Source organism: Paenibacillus sp. ISL-20 (genome assembly GCF_018613005.1).
In the GTDB taxonomy this organism is placed as follows: domain Bacteria; phylum Bacillota; class Bacilli; order Paenibacillales; family Paenibacillaceae; genus Paenibacillus_AQ.
This window is the reverse complement of sequence record NZ_JAGGRD010000035.1, coordinates 207,923-229,425: the sequence shown is the minus strand read 5'-3', so window position 1 is coordinate 229,425 and position 21,503 is coordinate 207,923. Positions and strand designations below refer to the sequence as shown.

16 protein-coding genes are annotated in these 21,503 nt (G+C 46.9%); all 16 read right to left on the bottom strand.

Annotation, left to right across the window (positions count from 1 at the left end):
* Nucleotides 1-288: 288 nt before the first annotated feature.
* Nucleotides 289-453, bottom strand: a complete 165-nt coding sequence (locus J7E85_RS20845; RefSeq protein WP_215161064.1) for a hypothetical protein — start codon at nucleotides 451-453, stop codon at nucleotides 289-291.
* Nucleotides 454-737: 284 nt separating this feature from the next.
* Complete coding sequence (locus J7E85_RS20840) at nucleotides 738-902, bottom strand: hypothetical protein (protein ID WP_215161062.1); 165 nt, start codon at nucleotides 900-902, stop codon at nucleotides 738-740.
* Nucleotides 903-1,431: 529 nt separating this feature from the next.
* Entirely contained in the window at nucleotides 1,432-1,683 is a 252-nt protein-coding gene (locus tag J7E85_RS20835) for a tyrosine-type recombinase/integrase (RefSeq protein ID WP_353049542.1), read from the bottom strand.
* A 284-nt stretch (nucleotides 1,684-1,967) separates the two neighbouring features.
* Nucleotides 1,968-3,071: a glycerol dehydrogenase gene (locus tag J7E85_RS20830; RefSeq protein ID WP_215161060.1), complete on the bottom strand. Its 1,104-nt coding sequence runs from the start codon at nucleotides 3,069-3,071 to the stop codon at nucleotides 1,968-1,970.
* Nucleotides 3,072-3,377: 306 nt separating this feature from the next.
* On the bottom strand, nucleotides 3,378-4,757 hold the full coding sequence (locus tag J7E85_RS20825; protein ID WP_215161058.1) for an extracellular solute-binding protein: 1,380 nt from the start codon (nucleotides 4,755-4,757) through the stop codon (nucleotides 3,378-3,380).
* Between the two features lie 41 nt (nucleotides 4,758-4,798).
* Nucleotides 4,799-5,668 carry a carbohydrate ABC transporter permease gene (locus J7E85_RS20820; protein WP_215161056.1) on the bottom strand — a complete coding sequence of 290 codons (870 nt, stop codon included), beginning with the start codon at nucleotides 5,666-5,668 and terminating at the stop codon, nucleotides 4,799-4,801.
* A 61-nt stretch (nucleotides 5,669-5,729) separates the two neighbouring features.
* Nucleotides 5,730-6,680, bottom strand: coding sequence for a carbohydrate ABC transporter permease (locus tag J7E85_RS20815; protein ID WP_098744590.1), 951 nt, complete (start codon nucleotides 6,678-6,680; stop codon nucleotides 5,730-5,732).
* A 281-nt stretch (nucleotides 6,681-6,961) separates the two neighbouring features.
* A complete protein-coding gene (locus J7E85_RS20810; protein WP_215161054.1) occupies nucleotides 6,962-8,635 on the bottom strand; it encodes a ribonuclease J in 1,674 nt (557 codons plus the stop codon).
* Between the two features lie 209 nt (nucleotides 8,636-8,844).
* Nucleotides 8,845-9,528 (bottom strand): DUF554 domain-containing protein, encoded by a 684-nt coding sequence (locus J7E85_RS20805; protein WP_076323459.1) that lies wholly within the window; start codon nucleotides 9,526-9,528, stop codon nucleotides 8,845-8,847.
* Nucleotides 9,529-9,597: 69 nt separating this feature from the next.
* Nucleotides 9,598-10,413, bottom strand: a complete 816-nt coding sequence (locus J7E85_RS20800) for a MerR family transcriptional regulator (RefSeq protein WP_215161052.1) — start codon at nucleotides 10,411-10,413, stop codon at nucleotides 9,598-9,600.
* A 203-nt stretch (nucleotides 10,414-10,616) separates the two neighbouring features.
* Nucleotides 10,617-12,203: a CehA/McbA family metallohydrolase domain-containing protein gene (locus J7E85_RS20795; RefSeq protein ID WP_215161050.1), complete on the bottom strand. Its 1,587-nt coding sequence runs from the start codon at nucleotides 12,201-12,203 to the stop codon at nucleotides 10,617-10,619.
* 277 nt (nucleotides 12,204-12,480) lie between these two features.
* Nucleotides 12,481-15,696, bottom strand: coding sequence for a glycosyl hydrolase (locus tag J7E85_RS20790; RefSeq protein WP_215161048.1), 3,216 nt, complete (start codon nucleotides 15,694-15,696; stop codon nucleotides 12,481-12,483).
* An 18-nt stretch (nucleotides 15,697-15,714) separates the two neighbouring features.
* On the bottom strand, nucleotides 15,715-17,727 hold the full coding sequence (locus J7E85_RS20785; RefSeq protein WP_215161046.1) for a glutaminase family protein: 2,013 nt from the start codon (nucleotides 17,725-17,727) through the stop codon (nucleotides 15,715-15,717).
* Between the two features lie 171 nt (nucleotides 17,728-17,898).
* Nucleotides 17,899-19,557, bottom strand: a complete 1,659-nt coding sequence (locus J7E85_RS20780; RefSeq protein ID WP_215161044.1) for an extracellular solute-binding protein — start codon at nucleotides 19,555-19,557, stop codon at nucleotides 17,899-17,901.
* A gap of 72 nt (nucleotides 19,558-19,629) precedes the next feature.
* Nucleotides 19,630-20,526 (bottom strand): carbohydrate ABC transporter permease, encoded by an 897-nt coding sequence (locus J7E85_RS20775; protein WP_215161042.1) that lies wholly within the window; start codon nucleotides 20,524-20,526, stop codon nucleotides 19,630-19,632.
* Nucleotides 20,527-20,538: 12 nt separating this feature from the next.
* The gene (locus J7E85_RS20770) at nucleotides 20,539-21,465 is read right to left on the bottom strand and encodes an ABC transporter permease (protein ID WP_098744568.1); all 927 of its coding nucleotides are present in this window, start codon (nucleotides 21,463-21,465) and stop codon (nucleotides 20,539-20,541) included.
* Nucleotides 21,466-21,503: the final 38 nt, after the last annotated feature.

Genomic DNA, 21,503 nt, shown 5'->3' with positions numbered 1-21,503 from the left:
CCAGCTTATTCTCCTTAATAAACGCTCGCAATTGCTCTTTTGTCCATAGTCCCATGTTTCTCCCCAACCTTTCTATTACTTTCCATTTTAATAGATTTGGGAGTTTACACAAACTATTTTACAGACTCTTAGATATTTATCTAATCGGTAATCGGCTCATGTTCTTGTCTTTTTCGGCAATCGGGACAAGAACTTGTACCGATAAAACAAAAAAAGCCGCTAAATTAGCGACTTTCAATGGGACCATGTTCTTGTCCCACGACACGTCAACAATCGCTTGTTGAGCTCTTAATCCTGGGATGGATCCTCATCCATGCCGACGGCTGAATCAAATACACTGTCCTGCGGAACTTTCGTGAGATCTAGCTTTAGTTTCACCTGATAATTGATACTCCCATACCAGGCCTCAAAGGAGCCATCCAACTGCTCCTCTCGATTAAGATCCTCGTTCACATCCGAATCAACTTATGGATCATACTTTACTTCAGCTCCTTCGAATACAGATTGAGTTAAAATACCCTATAAAACCAATTTTATACATGGTTTGCTTTGATAGCTTCGGGGAACAAGCTGCTAAAAACCAAAAGAGGGTGTCCATCGTCATTTTATGCTAATGACATTTGGGACACCCTGGATTACTTCTATGATTCTATATTCATGAATCGTTTTGTACATGCCGGTCGCCGAAGATTAAGCTTTAGATATATATCTAACGTATCTTTCAGAAACCTTTTATTCTATTTATACAATTGATCTGCATTGGGATAACGAATCTCTTCCGACTTTACTCGGGTACTGTTTCTGTCGGGATGAGTCGTTGGTTGTTCAATTTCCGAAATGGTTTGCTCCCCGACTTCAGGGTCCTGAGGTTGACTATATTCTGATTGTTGGTTTTCACTCATATGAATTCTACTCTCCTTTTAAGACCTACATGTTTTAATTGTTAGTTTAACAACTTGTTATTGAACTAATACCCCTAATTTTCTCCAATGTAATTATTTTTTTACGCAAACGACTTTCGGACAAAACTGCTTATATCCATCCCAAAGTCCCCATATACATTGCTCACATTTTTGGGGTTGTTTTGGTCTTACATTGTCCGTATTAGGAATTAACAACTTTCTCAAAAATATTTCCCTCCGATTAAAATTATTGAGCAATTGTATACTCCCCTGTTATTTATAGATTATACAGATGCAACCAAATTCATCCTTGCGACGCCCACGTGCTTGCGTTTTCCTAGTTAGTTTATTGCAATGTAATTCTAGAAACTTAGACAACTATCTAATCGGCTATGAATATAATTATGTGACCCGAAATGCCAACCAATGGCAAATCTGTCGATTTGTATCGCAGGTGAACCGTTCCTGGCGAACAAAACTCCAGCGACAAGTTTTTTTACTTACTTCCTTCTTTAAACAGTCTTTGCTCTCATAACGTGTGTCTACTCGGATGTGTATCGGTTACGATTAAGGCATTACAGTTGTCTTCATGGCTGGCCAGATACTCTTTAGCCACACTTTGCACTCTGTCGTGAAATAAAGAACCCTTGCCATTAATAATTGCAGAGCAGTTTTCCCAGTTAAGATCCTGGATATTTATCTTCTCCACCTCTCCAACCCGGCAGCCCGTACTGTAGAGAAACTCCAGTATCGCCCTCTCCCTCAGTGATTGACAAGCGATCTTTAAGTGAATTACATCTTCCTCGATTAAAAACTTAGGTATTCGTTATCAATTTTAGGTTCTCGTAGTTTTAGGGAGGGGTTAGAAGTCAAGTATGTTTCTTCAGAAGCATAGCGAAAGAACAAACCGAATCCGGTGACCTAGTAAAGTTAACAACTCAGAGAAAAAAAGGTTCATTTCCTATATTCATAGTTTACACTGTAAATATAAAACAGCCAGTCATCCGATTCATTCCGGCTGACTGGCTGTTATGATTTTAGCTGCTGTCTCTGACTCCTGCCTTGTTAATTATAATAATGTTCTGCCAATGCATTTGCAGCAATGATGGCCTGGTATACATCTTCAGGCGTTACCGGATGCGGCATATTGCCCATCGTGTCTCCTTTTGCACACGCATCTTCTGCTACTTTTCGCCATTCCTCCTCTTTGAATTCATCCAGACCCAGGTCTTTTAAGGTTAACGGCAGCCCTACTTCCTTGATAAAACGGATAACCGTTTCAATCTCCTCTCTTGGGGCACTTTCCAGAACAAGCTGCGTTAATAAACCAAAGACCACTTTTTCGCCATGCTGCGCATGATGCAGCGATGGAACGGCCGTCATTCCATTATGGATTGCATGGGCAGCGGCCAAGCCGCCGGATTCGGCGCCAACACCGCTTAAATAAATAGTGGCTTCAATCGTTTTTTCAACGGCCGGGGTCGAGACGTTCTGATCCACGGCGATTTTAGCTTGAAGGCCATATTCTAGAATGGTGTCATAGCACATTTTTGCAATACCTAAGCCGGCTAGGGATGGCTTTAAATTCACTAAATTATCCCCATTTTTCTGATAACATGCCCGCGCTTCAAAATAAGTCGCAAGAGCATCCCCGATCCCCGCAACAAAAAACCGTGTCGGTGCGCTTACCAAAATATCGGGATCTGCCAGCACGATATCAGGATTTGTCGGCAGAAACAGGTAACGGTCAAACGAACCGTCTGCATTGTAAATGACGGAAAGTGCAGTACACGGCGCATCTGTTGAAGCAATTGTCGGGAAAATCGCAACAGGCAGATGTGTGTAATATGCGGTAGCCTTGGCTGTATCCAATGTTTTCCCGCCGCCAATACCAACGATGACATTAGCACCCGATTTTTGTACCGCTTCGCGGTGTCCGTCGATTTCATCTTGAGTAATTTGATAGTTGAATTTTACAAATTCGCTTTGATGTCCGGCCTCTTCAAAAGATTTACCGGCTTCCCTACGCGCACGATCCAAAATAAATTCATCGCAAATAACATACGCATGGTCACCATAAGTACCGGTATAGGTAGCTAATTCTTTTAGTAAATAGTTCCCCACGATAAATCTCTTTGGCGATGTAATTGATTTCACGTATTTTCCCAAAATATCACGGCTCCAATGGATTTCAATATCCTTGCTATTATCTATTGATAATGAGATTTTTATACGATTGAAAAACCTGTCCCTTTTTTAGCCATAAAAATATCCCCTCCAAGTTCGCTCGCATCTCATGAAAACTGAGATTTTTTCGAGTGTCTACTTTGAGGGGATCATACCACCATAAAAGCCGATTTTTATCCGGGCATCATCGGGACAATGCACGTTTTACATCAAATTGGAATATATTGTGTTGTTTGACTCATATAATCATCATGATTAAGCCCGTCTCCAGTGCAGTCCCCTCCTGATTTACTTCAGATTTGCCGACCATTTCTCAGCACGTGCCTGCAGATCATCCAGAAACTTCTGAATATCCGGAGCATTTCCGGATGCAGCCTGGCTAATGAATCCGTTAATGGCTGGAGCGATGTCGCTCATATAAAACGGATTGGCTTCATCCATGAGCTCCGAGTGGCCAACATCTGCGATTTCGAGTGCTTTTTTCACAAACTTGTCTTCCGGCGTTACGAAGTCAGCGTTTTTAAGTGTCGGGGTACTGGAGAAGTTCTCATACATATATTTTTGCGTCATGTAACTGGTCAAGAATTTTAATACTTCCCATGATGCATCCACATCTTTAGCATTCTTCGCCATGATGAACGGGTCAACCGCGACCCAGCCTTCCCCTTTAGACCCCATGTTCAGCACAGGCTCATAACGGTCCAGCAGCTCTTTGTTTTGCTTCGACCGGAATTCACTCATCGTTGAGCCACCAGTGGAATCGAGGGCAATGGCGATATTGTTCTTCTCCAGTCCGAAATTCTCGGCTCCCTGGGCATTCACGAAACCTGCTGGCGGCAGTTGTGCAGCTTCTTTCAGCCATTCCAGCACTTTGACCATTTCCGGTGAATTCAGGTGCCATTTAATGCTCTTGATATCCTTCAGCGATCCTTCCGCTCCTGTGGCGCCATATGCAAGGGTTAACGCAACAAAGGTGGATCCGTTTAATGAGTTGCCGCTCCAATACAGACCGAAATTGTCTTCACCGGTTTTCGGGTTTTTGCCGGTCATTTGCTTGGCTTTCTCCAGAATTTCATCCGGTCCCGGCTGTGCCGAGAGGGTTTCAACGCCCCAGTCTTCAAACAGCTTCTTATCATAAATCGTCATCCGGCGACCAAGAACAGCAGGAATTCCAAACTGCTTGCTTCCGTCGGGCGACTTGGTGCTGTAGGAGTTGTTCATAATGCCTTCCAGGTAGATGCCCTTGTCAAACGTAGTGTCCTTTTCGATCAAGTCGTCCAGGTCACGCAGCAGCCCTTCCTGGTACCATTGCGATGCAAAGGCTCCGCCAGTATACAAGATATCCGCATCGCCGGAGAGCAGCATGGCCGTTTGTTTGGCTTTTACGTTCTCCCAGGGAATTTGATAAACCTCCAGTTTGATGTTCGGATACATTTTTTTGAACGTTTTATCCAAATACTCGTTGAGTCCGATGGTCGGGTTGCCTGTCAGCGCATCGATCCCGTTATCCAGCTGCCAGCCTGCCAGTGCAACGCGAACCGTGCCTTCCATGTCCGATACTTTTTCAATCTTCACGCCGCCTGTTACATCTTTTCCCGAACTGCCTGAACAAGCGGCCAATGTAAACACCAGCACGAATGACAGAATAAGCAGCACAGCTTTTTTCATAACGATAAACACCCCCACATAAATTTAGCTTCCATTCTGAATTACTGCTTGATACCGGATAGCGCAATGCTCTCGATGATATAACGCTGCAGGAACATATAAACGACGATAACCGGAATGAGGCTCGTAGTCGTTGCTGCCATAATGATCGATGGCTGCTGATTGATTCCGTTGTTATACGTAAACATGGCCAATCCAATCTGGATCGTGTACTTGACAGCCGATTTCAAGATCAGCAGCGGCCACAGCATATCATTCCATACGCCTAAGAACAGCAGAATGACCATGGTGGCGATAATGGGTGTACACAGCGGCAGATAAACCCGACTGAATACGGTAATTTCCTTGGCGCCATCCAGAACGGCAGCTTCCCTTAAACTGCTGGGTAATTGATCAAAGAAGGCTTTGGCTAAAAACGTACCGAACGCATAGTTCATGGCCGGCAAATAAAAAGCCAGGTAGTTGTCGACCAGTCCGAGTTTACTGAACAAAAGATACTGTGGAATCATCGTCATTTCGAATGGAATCATCATCGTGCTTAGCGCTAGCAGCAGGACGAAGTTTGCTCCTTTGAAGCGGAGCTTGGATAAGGCATAACCGGATAATAGTGCGGACAACGAGCTGATGATAATGACCCCTGCACTTACAAGCGTGGAGTTGCCGATATATCGAAACATATTAATGTTGGTGAAGGCGGCTTCATATGTTCGGATCGAAGGTTCCTCCGGCCATATTTTCGGCGGGAATGAAATATTTAATCGTGCAGCCCAATCGAAGCTCGTTACCAACATCCATAAGAATGGCACAATCATGATGAATGAACCTACCAACAGAACCAGCGTTAGTATCAGCTGTTGAAGTGTGATTCGTTTACGGCGCACAGGCTCCTTGGGCAAGGCTGAACTGCTCATAGTTACCCTCCTGTCTTCTGGAATAAGGTTCCCCTACGGACCCGAAAAATGGATAATGGCATTAGTCCAAACTGTCTTTGCGGCGGTTGAGCAGCATGAGGAACACAGTTAGGATGAGTATGATGACGAATAACAGATAGGATACAGCCGTAGCCAGCCCCATCTGCGAAGAGAGAAACGCATTTCGGTAAATATACAGCACTACGGTCATCAAGCTTCCCCCAGGATTACCTGCGGTTCCGCCGATTAACCATACATCCGTAAACCGTTTCATTCCGCCGATGGTACCCATGATGAGCATGAACACAAAGATCGGACGCAAGTATGGGATTGTAATGTACCACCATTTCCGGTAGGTGCCAGCCCCATCCACCTCTGCAGCTTCATAGAGATCCCGCGGGACGCTTTGCAAACCAGCCAGAAAAATAATCGTGTTATACCCAAGCGCACCCCACAAGCTCATGAGCACAATACTGTAACGCGCGACTTCCGGGTTCGTGAACCAGCCGACAGGATCGATACCAAACAAACCAATGACAAAGTTGATCAGCCCTTCCTTGGACGGAAAAAACAAGAAGGAGAACAACAGGCTTGTAGCAACGCCGGACACGACATTGGGCAGAAAATATACCGCTTTGAAAAAATTGCGTCCCAGATGCCATTTCAGATTATTAATCAGGCTCGCCAGAATAAACGACAGTGCAATTCCAAGCAGTACAGACCAAATCCCCATGACAAACGTATTTGTAAGCGCTTGCCAAAATAAGGAATCTTCTAATGCGTAACGGTAGTTGCTCAGGCCCACCCAAGTGCCGGATAAATTGAGCCCGGATGTCTGATGAAAACTCATAAACAGTGCGGCGAACATGGGATAGATGGCGAATACGATGACACCGATAATCAGAGGGGCGCTGAATAGATAACCCATCCAGTCATTACGCGTAAATCTGAACTTTCGTTTAGCCCATTTTCCATGCTCCGCAGTCCATTTCCCTTCTGGGGTGGATGACAAACCGATCCTCCTCCTTTCGTTAATAACCGGACCCATTCCGGTGATCGGACAAGACGTTCATGTCCATTCTGTAAATGGTTATGTGGACGAATCCGGATTATGTGTTATTCTTTTTTTCACAGACGTGAATGGAAGAACAACATCTTCTGCGATTGCTTATCGGCAGTGTATGCAGCTACCTCCTTCTGGGTGTATGCCTACTAGATCGAACGATGTTTCGAATATCACTGAAAAAAGCACAACCTATTATTGTAGGCTGTGCTTTTAATATTTCGGACGGTTTATACTTCGATAATGATGGGCAGAATCATCGGCCTTCTCTTTGTCTCGCTGTATATGAATTTGCCGACATGATCCTTCAAGGTCTGCTTGATCAGATTCCATTGGGTGGACCCGGTTTCAGTCAAATCCTTCATGGAAGACGTAACGATATCGTGGATTTGACCCATAAATTCCTCCGAATCTTTCACGAAGATGAAACCTCGGGATATAAGCTCGGGTTTGGCTACCATCTGCTTTTCCGTTTTGCTAAGCGTGGTTACGATAATGAGCATCCCGTCGGAGGACAGCTGCCTGCGGTCCCGCAAAACGATATTGCCTACGTTTCCGATCATCAATCCGTCCACCAGGCTGTTGCCTGAAGGGATTTTCGGACCTAAGGAGGCCATTCCCTGCTGGATTTGTATCGTGTCGCCATTCTGGATGATGAACACATTTTCATTAGGAATCCCCACGGAATCCGCCAGCTGACGATGCTGATACAGCATTCGGAATTCACCATGAACCGGAATCAAATAGTCCGGTTTCATCAAGGTGAGCATTAATTTCAATTCTTCTTGGCTGCCATGCCCAGATACGTGCATCCCTGAAGCTGAACCGGACCCATAGATAACCTGGGCACCCAACACATACAAATTATCGATCACATGAGCAAGGTTCCGTTCATTTCCCGGTATGGCTCCTGCAGCAATGATGACGGTATCGCCGGGCAAAATCTCGATATGGGGATGCTTGGAGTTGGCTAATCGTGATAATGCTGCCATAGGCTCGCCCTGACTCCCCGTGCATAACACGGCGATTTGGTCCGGTGGATAGCGTTCGCTGCCACCTGCATCAATCAGTAAGTCATCGGGGATGTTTAAATAGCCATGCTCCTTGGAAACGGTAACGACATTGACCATGCTGCGGCCGAGCAGAATCAGTTTCCGCCCTGTTTCTGCGGCGGCATCGATGATCTGCTGAACGCGGTTCACGTTGGAAGCAAACGTAGAGATGAATACCTGCTGTTTTGCCTGCGCGAATGCTTCCAGGATATGTCCACCAACCAGACGTTCTGAAGGCGTAAATCCCGGCCTCTCGGCGTTTGTGCTTTCGGACAATAACACCTTAACCCCCTGCTTGCCGATATCAGCCATTCGATGCAGATCCGGATAAGGCCCTTTTACAGGAGACATGTCAAATTTAAAATCCCCCGTATGAACAACATTACCTTCCGGCGTCTGAAAGACAATACCCACGCAGTCCGGAATGCTGTGACTGGTCGAGAAAAAAGAGGCATGGATAGCACCCGCTTGGATGGTGGAATTCGCATCGATCGTGTGAAGCTCGGAATCACGCAGAATACGATGCTCTTTCAGCTTGATTTTAATCAGCTCAATAGTGAGTTTCGTCCCATACACAGGGATCGGGAGCTGCTTCAGTAAATAGGGTATCCCTCCGATATGGTCCTCATGTCCATGGGTGACAATAAGAGCTCTGACTTTATCCGCATGCTCCAGCAAATAGGTGAAGTCAGGCACAATCAAATCGATGCCGGGCAGGTTTTCGTCAGGGAATTTGGAGCCGCAATCAATGACCACGATATCTTGATCGCACTGAATGAAGTACATGTTTTTTCCAATTTCATTAATGCCACCTAGCGCTGCGACCAGCAGTTTATGTTCAGCTATATTCATAACGATGAAGCCTCCTTCTCTCTATCCACCTAGTCCAATTCTTAGATGCTGTCGGTCTCCTATATTATTGAAATTGTCACAAAACTTATGCACCAAGGTAAACAATGGCTTATTCAGCGTGCGAGGTATAGAATAACAGCAAAAAACCCGCCATGCGTAGGCGGGTTATCCTTGTATTCAGATATGCTCGTATGAATCCCTGCTTCATGTTAAAAACCGAGCAGATTTTTAACCGTAATGAATACGACTGGGACCAAAAGCGCTGGCGTAAGATTCATGGTTTTGAAGTTCCGAATGCCCAAAATGTTTAAGCCTGAAGCAAAAATTAAAATGGCGCCAATAATGGATATTTCGGTTAACAGCTCCGTCGTGATAAAGCTAGAGGCTGCACCGGCCATAACGTACAATAACCCTTGCCAACAAAATGTGGCCACGGCTGATAGAACGATCCCAATGCCAAAGGTTGAAGCCAGTACGATCGACGTCACGCCATCCAGGATGGCATTGGTGAACAGATAGGTATGATTATTGTTCAAAGCACTCTCGATCGGTCCGATAATGGACAGTGTTCCAATACAGAACAACAGAATGGCCGTAGTTAGTCCTTCAGCCAAATTCCCCTTGGTAAACCTCGACACCGCTTTTTTAAATCCCTGCTCCAGATTCAGTTTCTCCCCGATCAGTCCGCCTATGGCAAGACTTACAATGAATAAGACGGGATAATGGCTCTCTGGCATATACTTCACGATCGAATGCACACCAAGTGCCATGACGGCCAAACCCATCGCCTGCATCAGGATGTCCTGATAGGCTTCGCTCATCCCCTTTTTAAATACATTTCCAATCGTGCTGCCTACAACAATGGTTGTTACGTTTACAATGGTTCCTATCACAGTCGTTCTCTCCTACTAATATGTTTTGATATAAAGAATAAACCCTCCAGCAGCTGGAGGGTCAATCAATTATTTAGCTAGCATTTGAATTTCGGTTACGAATTGAGAGGGATCACCGGTAAGCCCATAGTCAATGTACGTGATCTCTAACGCATCTTCGATCAGGGTGTAACCTTTTTCCTCGATATAATCCAGGAGCTTTCTGTAATAAGGCGCAGCATCTTCGTGTGTCCCGGCAAACCGAATCGAAGTATAGGTACCTTTCCGCCAGATCTTCTCTTCGACTTCGGAGCTGCTATGCTCACTTTCCTGCTCCACAATGACAAAAATGGAGTCGTATTCATCAAATTTGCCTTGCATTAAACGATCGATCGAGATCGATAATCCTACTTTACCCAGGAAAATGGTGGACTTCATCTTCGTGCTATTCTCCAATAATCGGATCGGCATATCCAGATTGTCGCTTTTATGTATTTTCTGTTTCAGCAAAACCATCACTCTCTCAGGAAGCTCCACTTCCCGAATTTTGTGGAGTTCTTCCTTATTCGAGGCATCTTCAATCTGATCAATTCGGCTTTTGATCTTCGCCTGGATTCTTTGATATTCCTCAATTTTCTCTTCGGTTCTGCGCTGCTGCTCCTTGAGCAGGGTTAGTATATGTTCAATCTCCCGATCATCCAGAAAAAGCTTAATGTCTTTTAAAGGAATGCCAAGCGCCTTGAGATACAGAATGGTGTTCAACTGCTCGAATTGATCGACCGAATAATAACGGTAACTTGTCAGGTTATCCACGGATGCCGGTTTAAATAAATCAATATCGTCGTAATACCGGAGGGTGCGGATATCGATCTGAAACAGCTTGGATATTTCTCCGATCGTAAACATATCATCTCTCCTCTCCTTAACAGACTATACCCCTCGTTCAATTTGTACAATAAAATGATAGGATACGCAGCAAAATACAATCAATGTGATTAGATATATGACATGCATGCATCATTATACTACGTGTGAAAAAAACAAAAAGACTGCCGAACAATCGGCAGTCTTCTGAAGAGAGTGCGAGTCGCATCCTACTGATGCTTCCCCTATTTGTTAGGTTCTCTAACCGGCTTGTCGTCAACGCTGACAAAGATCGGATTAGAATAAAACCACAGGTCACTATAATTCCGCTTGTTTATTTCCTCAAAACGCTGTTCGTTGTCTTCGATGTCTGTTTTTGGATCTATGAGCGGATCGCCATTGCTGGTTTCTCCCGCAACATTTACGCCAAGATTAGTCCCTCTTAATCGGAAATATTGATCCTTCGTCGCTTTCGTTCGATAAGTTATGACGTGGTATCCATCCCTATCGGTTTTCCAATCCTTGCTCGTAAACCGTTTCACCACTTTGGTCGAATCGTTGGTGCTCTTGCTGTAAGCCGCCGTACCTGGTTGCGCTTTACCCGTTACGTCACCTGAGATCAAATCGACATGATCTACGGTCACAGAATCACCGTTGTTGTTTTTATTTGGGCTCTTGAATCGGATCGTAATTTCGATCGGGTTTCCTTTTTTCACTTGCAGGTTACTTCCCATCTCGGCCTGCTTATTGCCGTGACGAACGCGATAATCCAGCGCGTTAATCAAATCGCCGTAGACGGAGAACGATTTACCCGAACGCATCCCGTCCAGTACGCTTTGCATATCTTTTCCATTCACCCAAGTGTAGTTTTTGGCATACTGTCCCGGCCAATATCCACTGGAGTATAAACGGTTTTCACTAATCTCAAAATGAGAATCCGAGTTCGCAAAGTTCCAAAATTCGCGTCCTTCGCCAAGCAGCGCATCCCATACGCCGCCAACCTTGGCAATCATGAAATCAGCGCCGCCGTACGTTCTGTTTTCCGGCGTGGTTAAGTTAAGTCCACCGCGATCCGGTTCCATCTGATTCCCGGGCATGCCTTCCATTCCAAATACGACATTCGGCGCAATATTATTGAAATCCCGTATATCCGCTATTGTGTACACGGTTTTTCTAGAAGGATGGTTGAGCAATGCATAACTGCTGTTTCCGTAGTTTTTCTTGAGCCAAGCCAGTGCTGTTCGGGCATCTTCGGGTGTAGTAAAGGCCCGGCTGTCTTGTTTGTTCCAATCGGCGACGTCTTTGGGATCGAACATCGCTTTATCGCGATCGGTGAACAGATACTCGAACTGACGAGCTGCCTTCAGGCTCGATTCTGAACCGAATTTGCCTGCTATAATGCCAATTCCCACATGTTCATATGTAGGCATGTCCCACTCAAAACCTGAAAAGATAATGTTGTTCTTGTATTTCCCTACTTCCTGAAGCTGCTGGATCTTGGGAATCTGGTATTGAGCCATTCCTTTGGAGAACGGAATAGATCCGCCGGCAAGGGGATTTCCCTCATCGTCCCGTTTAGAAACTCTAAGATGGTCGGAGACCGCGATCCAATCCAGACCATACTTTTGGAAACCGTTATCCAGCAAGTCCTGTAAGGATTGACTGGCATCATCGGATTGATACGTATGCGCGTGATACTCTTCTGTCATCCATTTTCCGTTTCCTTCCGGCTTAAACCTAGCTCCATCTTCCTTGGCATGAACCATCATACCTTGCGAAAGAATGGACAAGCTGAGCGCCAAAACCATGATGGTTTTCTTCTTTAGCTGCACTTCATGGCACCTCCGAATTGATATCATTCGTAAAACTTCTTAAGTGTAAGCCTTCATGATTAGGAGAATGTTATCGTAAATCGTTGATTGTGTAAGAATGGAGCTTCCGATCCTATATGTTTCTCAAAAATAGATCCCGCCCCCTTTTTTTGAAACTCGAAATATTCATGTCTTCAACTATAAGGCTACATATTATATATTATGTAAACTTATTTTTTAAAAAATAATGACCACAACCTGAATTCGGATGTAATCATTTTCAAAGAATCATATAAGATTACATTCTTTTGGATAAAGTTCGACGAACCAACTTTACCCCTCCATTCACACCTGAAGGTAAAGCAGACTTACCATATAAATTCTCCAGCGTATTGGCTGCACGGATGGTAATGTGATTATTTCCCTGCTCAACATATGGAGTGATATTCCAGTGATAAGGCGGCCACAACCGGATGCCTGCCTCCATATCATTCACATATAAAGAAGCTGTCTCCCTAATATCTTCAGCTTCCAGCCATAATTCCTCATCTGGAGCCAAGCTAACTTGGGTCAGATCCACTTGCTGCGAGTATTCTCCCGTTCCCGCATAATATGGATAACCGGCAGAAGCCCAAGGACCAAACATATGTTCTGTACTCGCATTAAGCCTCATCTGATCTTCTATAACAAAGGGTCCAATCATAAATGCAGGGAATGAAATCGCCGGCATCGGCTCCAGCAATGAAACCGTCAGAATCTCAAGTTCGTTCTCGCCTGCTAACAAATGAGGGGTGACATCCACGCTGGCATAGTGTTGATCCTGCCAATTTGAGGGCTGCAGCGCATTCTGCCTTACGCCATTCACGAAGATTTCAAGATTGCGCCTGCGCTGCAGAAAGCCGATATGGGATGGTATTTTCTGCTCCACATCATCCAGAATTAACAACATCTTACGGGATTCGTCGTCATCCGATGGATCTGAATGAACTCGACGACTCGGTGATTGCAATCGTTCGATCAATTCCTGCGTCATGGTAAACGTTGTACGATACGTGTTCACTTGCCCAGGCATCGTTGCGTTCATCCTGGACTTTCGGTCATTCAGCGTGACCTGCCATTGGTCCAGTAATAAAACGTTGGGTTCAAGTGTCTGAAAACGCCACATATCTTCAAGAACGATTACATCCTTGGAATCCCCCTTCGTAACGAACATTTGTTCTGCCGAGCCGATTAGGCTCTCTTCAGGTACAACCGAAAGAACTCGCAGCTCTCCAGGTGCATAGGTAAGAATGGAATCGTTCGCTAAGTGGTGAATTTTACCGCTTTCCAAGTCCCATTTTTCGATTCGGTACTTCGCCTCAGTTGCATCAAGCTTCATGGAAACGGGATTCTCCGACCAGTTCATCAGCCACACATACACCCGATTCCCGAACACACGTTCTAGGCTAATGAAATCCTCATGTTGTCCTTCGATCAACTTCCATCGTAAAACAGGAGTTTTCCTTAATAACCCGCTTAAACGTTCAATCAACGAATCAATGGGATCAGGAACAGGCATGTTCTCCAGGGAATAAAACAGACTATAACCCTTGCCAACGGATCGTATTTCATTATGCTGCGGAGTCGAACTAAATAGCTCATGCATATGCTTCGCCAATTCCGGATCATGATGCAAGCACTCGCTATGCCGCGGTATCGCTCCTACAGCAACGAGAGTACCCCCTTGCTTAACATACGAAACGAGTTGTGCGGCAATGTCCTTCGACATGACCTCAATCTCCGGCATAACCAAAACCGAATATATGTTCCCATCCTCGTTAAATCGCACCCCTTCTCCATCAATAAGGCTGGCTTCTCGAAGCTGAGATTCGTCTACATAGTCGTAATCAATGGAGCTGCGAAGCATGCGATCCGACAGAAGCGAGAACAGAGCATCGGAAGAGAGATGCGTATTCGATTGACCGGATACGAACATACTTTCGTATACCGTATGGATAGGTGACAGCAGAAGAACCTCTGGTGTACGTTTACCGCTCGCGCCAAGCAGACTCAGTCGTCCGATATAATCGGCAAAAGTACGATAATGTCGCCAATGAGGCGCATGTTTGAATTCCGTCGGCGGGAAATCGGTCTTCCGATACCCGGCAAACGAGTAATAGAACGCATGCGGGATGAACAGATTAACGCCCAGGAATGCCATGAAATTCGCATCCAGTCGCCGTTGACGCATGGAATAGCCGTGACCGCTTGCGCCAAACGATTCGCAGATCACCCGTGCCTTGCTGTTCAACTGCGCGACAGAAGCGGCTGTCTTCACTGACACAATCCGATGCGGATTCTCCTTCGTACCGATTCCAGGCGTTAGGTAATCCACGCCTGCGTAGTGAAACTGCTGCAGCACCCGCGTCTGATTGCCTTGCGATCTCGCTTGTCCCCAGACCGGCTCTTCGAGCGTATGACCGATGTACAGCAGTCCATGCCGCTCACACCATGTACGAATCGCATGATGATAGCCCTCAACATACCAGCGCGTAATCGTATCATAATATTGCTGTTTCGTTGACCGGCTGCCGTCTGCCATGTTATATAACAATGCGCCTAACCGAGGGATGAGATCATATCCATTCTCTTGCTGATATCGCTCCGCCATTCCTTCTGTCCAAGCGAAGACCATGCCCGGCAGGGTAGCGCCTACATCGTGAACGGTCGTGCGGATCGCCTCCACCCCAAAAAAACCGTCATGTATCATAAGCCCGGGTTCGTCAGTAAATACCCCTTGAATCGTTGCACCAAAGTATTTCTGCAAGGACTGAAACGGCTCATAGGACATCCGGATGAAAGCCTGGACGGCATCCGGATTCAACGTATCCAAGTAGTACCCTTTGGCAAACGTGATGCCTTCAGCGATCTCGCAAGACCAGCAAGCCAGCACGATATGAGAATCGTCCGTAGTCGGTGACCAACCTTCTCCCCATGCATGCGTGAGATCCTCGGGTTCATCACAGAGCAGCCACTCACCGTCCTGCTGGGCGGCACGATAAGCCAGAATGGCAATAAGCTCATTGTGATCATAGCGTGCAAAGTCCAGCTTCAAGCCTTCTTGCCGTCCGTCGTGTATATACCTTTTCTCTTCAACCCTTAAGTATCGCATGCGGTATTCCGGATGCTGACGGGTCAGCTTGCCGCCCAGCGTTCCGCTCGGCCAATTGTCCTCATCATACAGCCAGACGACCATATTCCGTTTCTCGCACTCCAGGGTACAGAACTCCAACGCTTCCATAAATGCCGGCGACAGATAAGTGGTCTGCATCCCATGACGCGCATGCAGAACAACACCGCCGACACCCGCTTCATACATCGATTGTATCTGGCATTCCAGCTCCCGCTTCGTGAGCTCATGATTCAGGAACCAGAACGGCTGCGGACGATACGTGGCATCCGGGTTCTCGAATTGCTGCTTCAGCTGTGCTAGATCCTTATGGTCTACTTCTTCCTGAACATTAACGTTATTCACATGGCATCACCTGTCTTATCACGAATTTAATTCAGGCCGGGACATCAGCAATTGGATGAAAAATCCACCGACAACGGAGCGGTTCTGGAAATTCATCTGCTTGCCGCTAATCGTGTCATACCAATCGGTCACCGGAACGCGAGCAGAGGTTTCATTCATGAAATCCCATAAGGGTGCAATCATGGCTTCAAACTGGGATTGGGTAGCACTCATCGATGCGCACCATACGAGCCAATCTGCTTTTGTATACGTATCGCGGCTATCCAATGGAAGGCCGTAACGATTCTGTTTCTGCTTATAATATTCCAGCTCTTGGGTAGCCACTTCTTTTGGAAACAGGTTTAATTCCAGCAGGCGATCCCCTACCAAATTGTATTTCATGCTCCAGGTATCGTTGGCACTGTCGAACGTAAGCTTATAATGGTCACCTGCATCGGCCATGGACATCCACTCATTCGCCATATTTCGTGCGGCTGCAAGATAAGAGGCTCCTTCCTGCAAGCCCAACTGGTCACACATGTACGAATACGCGGCAATGCCCAGAATCGCTTTAATGGACAAATTCGCATTATGCGCCAAATGTCCGGCAAAATCATCCGTGCACAGCTGATTTTCCGGATCGAGTCCATGCTGCAGTAAATACCCCGCCCATGCGGTAAGAAGCTCCCAGTGCTCCCGGGCAAAATCCGTATTCCCTTCATATTTGCACACCGCGGCAGCCATTAGGAGCATATTTCCGCATTCCTCGATCGGCATCTGGTATTCCAGCTTATTCTCGCCATACACCTGACCGTTAGCTTTAGGGTACGTTCCCACGTCATGAGGCGCAAAATCGAACGGCCAATCAGGGCTCATGGCATACTTATAAATCGGGCGCATCATGCCTTTGACCAGTTCAGGATTGTATCTTAAGAACAGCGGAATCGACGGGTAACTGACATCGACCGTAGCGATGCATCCGTTACTGAAATTCTCCTTGGAAAAAAACAACACATGCCCCGCTTCATCTGCAACTAATTTATGTGCGGCTATCGCCTGTCGATACGTCAATGCCAAGATATCCCGGTATTGTTCGCCGCCTGCGGCAAGGCTCTCCGCCATCAGCTCGCGATTGAAGCTCTCGCATAATGGCATGATGTCTTCGTATTGGGCGGCTGACTGTAACAGCATGTCATGGAATGTCAATCCGTTTCGTTTCCAGTAAGCATCCAGCGGCTGGTTAAAATATTCGATGGCATGAATATCGTCATACGCAAGCATCAGATACTCGGATATCCATTCTTCTCGCACCGGGCCTAGATCGATTTCGGCTGCCATAATGGGAAGTTGATCGAATACGGCCCTCGGCTTCTCCTGATCATCTTCCGGCGGTAATTGACCGGTTCGTACATATAACTCTCGGCTCGTTACAGAATGAATCACCGTCTGGATCCGTTCCGTACGAGGAACCGCCAGAACCATATACCCCCAATCGATTCGGGTATCATCTCCGGCACGCTGCAGGATGGGCTGTTCGACAGTACCCATCGACATCAAATTCAATTGTCCATCGATTACGCGATGCTCCCAGGTCACTTGCTGTTCTGGTGCATGCACGCACCACTCGCCTGTAACATCGAAGTAGATCTTAACATGATGTTCACGCCCATCCATCGATCGAACCTGAACAGTCACATACGTTACAGGCCGAGAAAGCAGATCAAGATCATCCAGTAATAAAGGCGTGGTGAACTCAACTTGGAGCTCAATGCCTTCCCCTTGAAACGTATAACGGGTGGTAACCGGCTCAACCGTCAGATCGGTTTGTTTAAGCGCTTCAAGCTCGGGACGTTCTGCTGAATCCGCTGTTGCTACCCTCCCCATAAATCGTCTGGGCATGCCATCGATCATCGCAAGGCCGACCATGCCCTGAATCTTGTTCGTCCAATGCCGGGTATGATCATCGTAGAGATGATCTGCAGCGGACCACACGCTAAAATAAGGATCTACGGTGACCAGGGGTACGGATGGAGGTCTGAATTTCGTTGTCATCTGACTTCAACTCCTTCATGTTTTGTTAATTCTTGATAATCCCTTCCATATCCTTGTGGTTGGGAAAGTTTAGAAACTAAAGCAAGGAGAGCATAAAAGGCTCCGCCCCCTTGATTGCCAAGGTGCTGCGAAGCCTTTCGTATTACCGGGCTCCCTTGACGATGGAAGTCATCAGTTCGGCATCTGAACGGTTACCACGTCTTTCCCCTTCAGATTTTCGTTCGTGAACTGCATGGCTTTCTCATATCCGGTCTTGCGGAGCTGTTCTCGCAGTTCGTTAATGATGCTCATCGCAGCTTCATCCGATTTGGCGAATACCGCTTCCTTCCAGGCATCCCCCATTCGATCCATCGATGGCTTCAGCATTTCCCATTCCGGCGCCTTCGTGATAACATCGCCCGGGTTATAGGCGGTAATCACGTGAATGCCGTTCGGTCGGAGGATTTTGCGGGCATTCTCCATGGCGTCAAGCCGTTCCTGTTCGGCCCAGATGTCTCCGCCAGCTACCGAATTGATGCGATCAAGACCCGTTAGTGATTCCAGACCGATACTGATGCCTTCGTTCTTGCGCAGCTTCATGTTGGTGTCCGTACTGAATTTGTCAAACCATTCCTGGTTGGCAACCGGCTTGCCGTCCTTCATGTCCCAGTGAACCCCCGGAACTCCATATCTGGCCAGCATGAAGCCTTCATCCGAGGCCATGAAATCTAGGAACTTCAGCGCTGCGTCAACGCAGGCGCCTTTACAGTTCTTGGTAATGGCTGTCACGTTGTTGCCTTGAATTCCGAGATCAACCGGCCTGTCCGGCTCGACGCCAGCGCGCTCCAATGGGCCGAGAGGAATATACTCACTTCCAGGATGCGAAGTGGCATACTCCTTGGAAGCATCCAGAATGGCCGGATAGTGCGCGGCGAGAATGGCGATGCGGCCTTGATTGATTTTTTCCTTGGCGATCGGATCTGTCTGGGTAAAGGTTTCCGGGTCCAGCAGCCCTTCTTCAACCAGCTTCCGATAGAACAGGGTGTATTCCTCATAGCCTTTAGTAAAAAAGTCACGCTCAACGGTTCCATCGCCCTTGTCTACATAGCTTGCACCCGAGTAGAACATGGTGTTGCCGATGCCAACAGCCCAGCCGTTACTGAAACCGCCCAGCGGAAAGACCGGCTGGCCGTTCTCCTGCAGATTGGCATCCTTGATTTTTTTGAGGAAGTTATAGAAATCGTCCTTCGTGACAACGGATTGCGGATCGACGCCAACTTTCTCGGCGATGTCTTTGCGCACGTAGAAGCCATAGAGCCAATCCATCCCGTCTTTGTTTGTGGCCGGCTGATTTTGCAGCAGCAAATATTTTTTGCCATCGTAAGCGTCAATCGCTTTCTCATATAATGCCGGCGGCACATTTTCTTCCGCGATGGATTTGGACAGGTTCGGATAATCCTTTAGCTTGTCCGATATATCCACCAATTGTCCCTCTTTAGCTGCCTTAATGATGCCATCCAATTCTCCGCCCCAGGCTGGCCCGGTATAAATATCCGGCAAATCCTGCGTGGCGAAGATCTGGTTTACCTTCTCAGTCTCACTGCCTTTCGTATATTCCCACTCGAGGGTAACGCCGGTCTTCTCCTTGATGACTTCCTCTACGGGCGTTATGGCATCGGAACCGTTTGAACCATTCCAATTGTGTAGTATTTTGAGTTTGTATGAATTCTCTCCTTCTGCACCTTCTCCGTTATCTCCGTTCCCTGATGAATTCGTGCAGCTGATCAGCAAACCTCCAACCATGATGGACACGAGCAATGCGGATACGCCTTTCGACCAAATCCTCTTCAAACCTATCGCCTCCTGGAATATGGATATCAATGATCTTGGTAAAGCTTTAGACAAATTCCGGGTCAGGATGACCTAACCTTTAACCGAACCGATCATAACCCCCTTTACGAAATATCGTTGCAAGAACGGATAGATACACAAGATCGGGAAGACCGTAATGACAAGCAAGGCCATCCGGAGTGATTCCGGAGTAGCACCGGCGCCGCTGGTTCCGCCAATCGTCTGCCCGCCCTGCTGCGCGGCTCGCTGCATCGAATTGGACAGTGCCTCAGCTTCCGTCAGCATTTCTTGCAAGAGGGTCTGCACCGGGATCAAATCTTTGTTGGATACGTAGTAAGCTCCCGAGAACCAGTCATTCCAATGGGCCACCCCGATGAAAAGAGAGATGGTGGCAAGCACCGGTCCCGATAGCGGCAGTATAATCCGCACGAAGATTTGAAAATCACCGTAGCCGTCAATACGGGCAGACTCCTCCAACTCCTCGGGTATGCCTTGCAGGAAGGTTCGAATAATGACGATGTGCATGAAATTGAACAGCATCGGCAGAACATACACCCAGAAGCTGTTGATCAGATGCAGTTTTTGCAGCGTGATGAAGAACGGAATGAACCCGGCACTGAAAATCGTCGGCAAAAAGATGTAAAAGGTGAAAAAAGAGCGGCCTGGCAATGTCTTTTTGGAAAGTGCATAGGCCATGAGCGTACTCAGCACAACATGAAGGAATGTCCCCAGCACGGTGCGCATGAGCGTAATTTGGTACGCCTTCCAGATGCGGGCATTATCGAATACCTGCGCGTAGTTCTCCAGCGTGAATTTACGGGGCAAAAAATAAATCGCTCCCATCATCGAATCCTTCCCGTCGTTAAGGGAATACGCCAAAATGTAAATAAACGGATAGATCATGGAAAATCCGATGATAGCGAGAACGGTGTAATTGAACAGCGAGAATAAAGACCATTTACGTTTCATAACGTCACCTCCTTAGAACAGGGATACATCACTGACTTTGCGGGCGATGCGATTAACGGTCAGAACCAGAATGAGCCCGATGATGCTTTGGAATAGCCCGACCGCAGCGGCGTAACTGAGACGACCTTCCCGGATACCTGAATTGATGGCATGCACGTCCAGTACGCTGCCCATGCTGGCAGTTGCAGGTCCATTCAGGAGAAGCAGCTGTTCATACCCGGCGCTCATCAGATTCCCTACGGCGAGAATAAATAAGATGATGGCGACATTGCGGATACCTGGAAGGGTCACATGCCACATCTGCTTGAAACGTCCGGCGCCATCTATCTTGGCAGCTTCGTAAAGTTGCTGATCGATACCCGCAATGGCGGCCATGAAGATAATCGAATTCCAGCCGATATTCTTCCAGATGTCAGACCCGACAATCATCTGATAGAACCAGGTAGGGTTGTTCAGGAACTGAATCGATTCAGCTCCAAATGACCCCAGCAAGTCATTGACCGGACCGCCATATGGAGTCAGTAAACGCTGCATGAGCGTGACAACCACAATCCAGGATACGAAATAAGGTAAATAAGAAAGAGTCTGAATCGTCTTCTTGAATTTCATCTTCCGCACTTCATTTAACAGGAGCGCAAGAACGATCGGCATCGGAAATCCAATCAGCAGCTTCATGAGACTGATGATGACTGTGTTGCGAATGATGTCACCAGACTGATAGTAATTGAAGAATTGTTCAAAATACTTAAATCCTGCCCAGGGACTCCCGGTAAATCCGCCAACGAAGGTATAGTCCCGGAAAGCAACTTGAATTCCGTATAGGGGCACGTAAGAGAATAGAAAGAACCAGACGATGCCTGGCAGCATGAACAAGTAAAAGAGCTTGTGCTGCCAGATTCGTTTCATGAATCGGTTGTTGGTTAATCGTGACTTGCTCACATTCCCACCTCTCCTTTCAGTGGGGCGGATTGACCGCC

Excerpts from the sequence above, each read along its gene's own strand:
- J7E85_RS20785 (WP_215161046.1), bottom strand. The coding sequence starts at position 17,727 with ATGACAACGAAATTCAGACCTCCATCCGTACCCCTGGTCACCGTAGAT.
- J7E85_RS20820 (WP_215161056.1), bottom strand. The coding sequence starts at position 5,668 with ATGAGCAGTTCAGCCTTGCCCAAGGAGCCTGTGCGCCGTAAACGAATC.
- J7E85_RS20825 (WP_215161058.1), bottom strand. The coding sequence starts at position 4,757 with ATGAAAAAAGCTGTGCTGCTTATTCTGTCATTCGTGCTGGTGTTTACA.
- J7E85_RS20800 (WP_215161052.1), bottom strand. The coding sequence starts at position 10,413 with ATGTTTACGATCGGAGAAATATCCAAGCTGTTTCAGATCGATATCCGC.
- J7E85_RS20840 (WP_215161062.1), bottom strand. The coding sequence starts at position 902 with ATGAGTGAAAACCAACAATCAGAATATAGTCAACCTCAGGACCCTGAA.
- J7E85_RS20775 (WP_215161042.1), bottom strand. The coding sequence starts at position 20,526 with ATGAAACGTAAATGGTCTTTATTCTCGCTGTTCAATTACACCGTTCTC.
- J7E85_RS20810 (WP_215161054.1), bottom strand. The coding sequence starts at position 8,635 with ATGAATATAGCTGAACATAAACTGCTGGTCGCAGCGCTAGGTGGCATT.